We start from the raw sequence: 5,350 nt of genomic DNA, 5'->3' as shown, positions 1-5,350 counted from the left end.
GCGGCATCGAGAACGTGTCGTTCGACCACGGGTCCTTCCGTGATCCGAACGTGGACGAACCAGTTGATGTCGTCGTTGCGAGCTACGCTCTGTACATGGCCTACGATGAAGGAGGCGAAGACGAATTACGCGCTGCCATCGACGGACTCGCGGCGTTGAATCCGCGTTGCATGGTCGTGGCCGACAAGATGCACTTCGGGCCGACGCAGGCCCCAAACGAGTACGAAACGCTACCACGGATGGGAACGCTCGCCAATCTCCTCGCAGGCGCAGGCTTCACGCTCACCGATATCGAAATCATCACCGAATCGGTCGGTGTCATCATCGCCACCCGATAGCACCCTTTCAGCAACAATCTACGGGAATATCGGTTTCAGGTGTGTCTAAAAATCAGCATCACCAAAGCACTCTCTTTGCTCATCTGCAGGTGAAGAGCCTCATAGATTTTCTCTTCTAAACTCATCTTTCGACCTGCGAAGTCGGTACTGCCAGACAAATCCGTATAGTCCGTAGATGACCAAGGTAGCCGCTGGTACCGCGACAGCACCGGTCGAGAAGGCGTCTGCCCCATAGAAGTGCCAGACACAAGACAAAGACCCAAGAATCACGATCGGGGTTGCGACGATTCGAATATGAATAGGGCTTCTCGTCAACGGCGGAAATGTACTCTCGTAAATGGAAATTTCGACATCCATGTGTTTGAGTAGCGCCTCAAAATCATCGATCGTTGAAGCACCGATGGCCGCAGACAGTGGTTTGGAAACTGCCCAGCTGGAGTAATGCAATTTCACAAGGGCAGAATCGGTGAATCGGATAACCGAAACATGGTCTAAATCATCAACATCGATTGGTGAATACGAACCTGTGCCGTACGGTTTCGACTTAACCAACGTCCGACTTTCCAAATCGACGGTTAATTGTGGATGGACAAATTCGTGACTCATCCACAGCAACCACAAACAGAGGACAATCGGCACACCCGCAGCAAGTGAAACAAACACGTTGTGGATTGGTGTTGCGATGAGGAAAACGAGCGGAAGGCCCACCACAATTCTTCTCCAAAACCGATCACTTCCGACCAACGTCGCAAAGATATAGCGAGTCGGTGTATCTCGAACTCGGTCCAGTTGAACACCAAAGACAGAAGAACTACTGGCCATCTGTTTCGGAGTCTCTCTTTAGCATGCTTAGTCCTGTTTCAATCCACACTGGCAAAGCGAAAGTCGAGTCACCGAAAGCACATATACAGAGAGACTGATGTCCAATCATGCGCTCCAAACGAGAGCTCATCGGTGATGGTCCACCATTTGATGGGCTGCATTGGTCCGAATTCCAATGGAACCGAATTCTCGCTATTTTCAGCGGCATTGGAGCTACTGTTCTGTATTTCTGGGTCGATCTTTCCATGTATCTACCGGAGTGGACTGCGGCCGCTCTCTCGTCGGTTCCCATTGGATTACTCCTCTATGGGTTCAGTGAACAGTCGTGGCGGACGACGTCGAGGATCACCGTTGGTACCGGAATTGGGTTGGGACTTGGGGCCGGTCTCAATTCTCTCGGCATCTGTGTTCTCTGCTGAAACTAGCTCCCCACCCGACATCTTGGCCAATGGCATACCGATGCTGTCGGTTCGTGAATGCCTAGCCACATCTGCTCTCAGGATTCCTGTTTGCGTTCAATCTCTGCCATGGTCGCAGTCGTGTATCCTACAGTTCCCGCCCCGATGACGAGAAATCCGAGCGCCAAACGAAGATTGCCACTAATCGGGAGCGAGGAACTCACCCCGACAGTGGCGGCAAGCGTCAAGAGACCAGTTCCAAGACCCGTCCATCGTTTGTCAGCCCACTCATTTCCAGTCGTATGAGATGGGTACAGACGAGACATTCGGAGGATGAGAAGGAGACTTGTGCCCCAAGTGATACCTGTGGCTATTGCGAGGCCTAGATTGCCAACAAGCCAGTATAAGCCGCCGCTCACGGCGACCGCGGCGACGACACTACTGAGCCGGTGAATCGATGTTCGAGCCACACGTTCTGTAATTCAACCCTCGGATAAAAAGCACGGGTAGAGGAGAGCCGCGATGTCGACGGATTGGAATATGAGGTAAATATATCCATAGCCCAATCGATATCGCTCACACTACCCCTCCAATGCGCGCTATCGAAACGAACTCACTGACGAAACGATACGATACGACGACTGCTGTCGATGCAGTCGACCTCTCAATCTCTCAAGGGACAGTCTATGGTTTTCTCGGCCCGAATGGGGCAGGCAAGACGACAACAATGCGGATGCTCACGGGACTTACTGTGCCCACCAGTGGGAGTGCTAGTGTCGCCGGTGCCTCGATTACAGATCGCGATAGGCTTCGACCGCACATTGGATATCTCCCAGAGGAACCACCGCTGTACGAACAAGTTACCGCGTATGAGCAGCTTGAATACGTTGCTGGACTCCGTGACCTCCCACATAACGAAACTCAATCTCGAATCGACGACCTACTGACTCGCTTGGACCTTTCACCGAGTGATGCGTCAACGCGAATCGCCGACTACTCGAAGGGGATGCGACAGAAGGTTGCATACGTCCAAGCGATCCTCCACGACCCTGACGTCGTGTTTCTCGACGAACCGACATCAGGGCTTGATCCCCGCGCTGCTCGGACGATACGCGAACTCATCCGGGAACTCACAGACAGCGGAACCACAGTGTTCCTCTCGACACATATCCTCCCAGTCGTCGAGGAAGTTGCAGACACTATCGGTATCCTCTACGGTGGTGAACTCGTCGCCGAAGACAGCCCTGAACAACTCACAAAACGAGCTGAGACAGGCGAGGCGCGAACCCTCGAAGAGGTCTTCCTCGAAATAACGAGCACCGACCCAGCAGAACAGCACTCACCAGAGGCTGTCGATGGTTGAACAAGGTTGGGTTCGACACGCCCTTCGGATTGGGACGTTCGAGTTCAGACGGTCCGTCAGAGCGATTTGGGATGATAAAGCGCGTGCAGTACTCATGGGTGCAGGGTTGTTGTTCCCTTCACTCGCATTCGCAGGGTTCGTTTACATTTTCGCCGACGCAATCCGAGATGCGGGTTCGTTTGCGCTCCCACCGTTCGCACGAGGGACAGTCGCAGTCATATGGCTATTCGGTGTCTTCGTAGCCACACAGCGCGTTGCCTCTGCTCGCCCACGTATCGATGCCGAACCGCTCATACTCACCACGGTCTCCGCCCGAACGGTTGTTGGTGGGCTATTCGTTGCAGAGACGCTCCGCGTTCTCGCGTACCTCGGGCTCCCGACGCTCGTCTTGACGGTGGGGAGTGCCTATCTCTTCGGCTCGATTGCGAGTATACTCGTCATACCGATGGCAGCCATACTACTCGCAGTCACCGCCGTCGTTGTGGGTATGGTACTCGGCTATGCAGTCGCATTACTCGTCGCAACGTCACCCTTTGTCGCGCGGCATAAAACCGTCCTTGGGGGTGTCGCAGCCATCGCCGCGATGGCTGTATACCTCCTCGTGACGCTTCCACAGGTTGGTGGGATTGACCAAGCAGCACTCGCGTGGGTTCCTATTGGGTGGCTCGCAGACCTCGCTGTAATTGGGACATCTGTTCAAGGTTCACTAATTCGGGCCACCAGCATCGTCTTCGGGAGCGTTGCTATTGTGGTACTTGGTGGGGTACTTGTCGAACGAGAGGCGACTCGACTCTGGTTCACTGACCCAGTAAGTGGCCACGAAGAGACAACTCTCGAGAGCACGGGTTCAGGCACAGAGGAGACCACCGACTGGCTAGCAGACTCCATTCGACCGCTCGTGCTCCCGTCGAAAATCCCGCGACCAATGCGTCGTGTCGCCCAGTGGAGTGTGCTGAAGACGCGACGAGACCCCCGTCGACTCAATTTTCTTCTCTTGCCAGTCGTGATGCTCGGAAGCGTCTTCATCAGCTCAGGCATTCAGAGTGGGTCACTGTGGTCGCTTCTCGGCCCCGCGTGTGCGGCCGTTCTTCCGTGGGTCGCCGGTGCGACGTTCGCGATGAACCCATTCGGCGACGAGGGTGCAGTGCTCCCGGTCACACTCCTCTCACTTCCAGGGTCGACGTACGTTCGGGGGTTGATGATTCCGGGTATTGTGTTCGGGCTCACCCTCGTCACCCTCACGACTGGCATTACCATGTTTGCTGGCTCATATGGGCCGGTTACAGTCTATGGAATCGTTGGGGTCGGGCTTTTGTCCACTCTCGTTGCAGTGGCCACTGCTCCAGCGGTGGGAATGTGGTTCCCCCGGTTCAGCGCTATCAGTATTGGACAGAGCCGTGAGGTGATTCCTCCACGACTCTTCACGACAGGGATCCATTTCATCAGCACGACGGTTCCTGCTGGCTTTCTCGCACTCCTCGTCATCAATCCAGAACTCGCCCGTGCTGTCGTCGCTGGCGTCGTTGGGTATCTCCCTGCAATTCTTCTCCAATTAATCGCGAGTGGAGATGGTGGGCTATTGATTAGTGGTGCAATGTGGTTCGGAGACCTCGGTACTCGCGTTCAAGGAATTGACATCGACCTGTTCCGACGTACTGCAGGAGGACTCCTATTACTCGGTGGAATTCTCGTCGCAGTTCTCTCCTATCAGCTCGCAGTACGACGGTTCGAACGGTACTCGCCCCCAATGTGAGCTGGTTACGGCAGTGGCTCTAGAATACAATGTGTGTCTAGCACGACTGGGTTCTGGTGTTCGAAGGATGGAGGCAGTTGGTGGATACTAGTCGGATTCCAGTTTCCGATGGTTTGATAGGTTCAATCTGTTAACCTCCACGAACGAGCATGGAGACTCGTACTGCCAAGATCATCAGTGGTATCCTTGCGGTGGTGTGCTTCGGACTCGTTCTCTCTGCTGTCTACCCGTTCACGACGTCTAACCCACACTCGGTAAACCCTCCAAACGACCGATTCACAGTTAGCGATACAGACGCATACAGCGCGAGAGGAAGTCTCGTCGTAGACGGTGAGGTGAGACTAGCATTCGACGGTGTCGTAGCCACCGATGGTGGATGGTATCAGAGGGTTGTAGATGACGACGTCGTTTCGGAGGCATACCAACCCACCGCAAATGGAACGGTCTATCACAGAATTTCGGTAGAGGAGCGCGAAGACGCCGAGCAGCGTCGGGAACTGATCACCGAAAATGAGGACAGAGTACTCATCCGTGAGGACCAGGGTGGAGACCGGGTGACGTTCATCGTCAAAGAAAACGGCACTGGTGTCACCCAACCGGTTTCGGGAACAGCGTCCGTGTTCGTCAACAGTCTATTCCTCGCCGGATATGAGGCCGAAGAGACCGCCTCGTCGGC

The 5,350-nt window shown here is 54.7% G+C and carries 4 protein-coding genes and 1 pseudogene; 4 read left to right on the top strand and 1 reads right to left on the bottom strand.

The window, feature by feature from the left end:
• Positions 1-338 (top strand): annotated as a pseudogene (locus tag AUR66_RS18455) (class I SAM-dependent methyltransferase); the annotation flags it as partial.
• Positions 339-437: 99 nt separating this feature from the next.
• Here the strand turns inward: AUR66_RS18455 and AUR66_RS21510 are convergent.
• Positions 438-1,160 carry a hypothetical protein gene (locus AUR66_RS21510; RefSeq protein WP_157533232.1) on the bottom strand — a complete coding sequence of 241 codons (723 nt, stop codon included), beginning with the start codon at positions 1,158-1,160 and terminating at the stop codon, positions 438-440.
• 990 nt (positions 1,161-2,150) lie between these two features.
• Here AUR66_RS21510 and AUR66_RS18450 point away from each other — a divergent pair.
• The 3 genes from AUR66_RS18450 to AUR66_RS18440 all read left to right on the top strand — a co-directional run.
• The gene (locus AUR66_RS18450; RefSeq protein WP_058573596.1) at positions 2,151-2,921 is read left to right on the top strand and encodes an ABC transporter ATP-binding protein; all 771 of its coding nucleotides are present in this window, start codon (positions 2,151-2,153) and stop codon (positions 2,919-2,921) included.
• A 94-nt stretch (positions 2,922-3,015) separates the two neighbouring features.
• Entirely contained in the window at positions 3,016-4,674 is a 1,659-nt protein-coding gene (locus AUR66_RS18445) for a hypothetical protein (protein WP_058573597.1), read from the top strand.
• Between the two features lie 149 nt (positions 4,675-4,823).
• Positions 4,824-5,350, top strand: a 527-nt coding sequence (locus tag AUR66_RS18440) for a hypothetical protein (RefSeq protein WP_058573595.1), incomplete at its 3' end; no start/stop codon positions are given.

Source organism: Haloferax profundi (assembly GCF_001469865.1).
In the GTDB taxonomy this organism is placed as follows: Archaea; Halobacteriota; Halobacteria; order Halobacteriales; family Haloferacaceae; genus Haloferax; species Haloferax profundi.
Note: the sequence above shows the minus strand (reverse complement) of the source record. Positions and strands in the feature narration are given on the sequence as shown.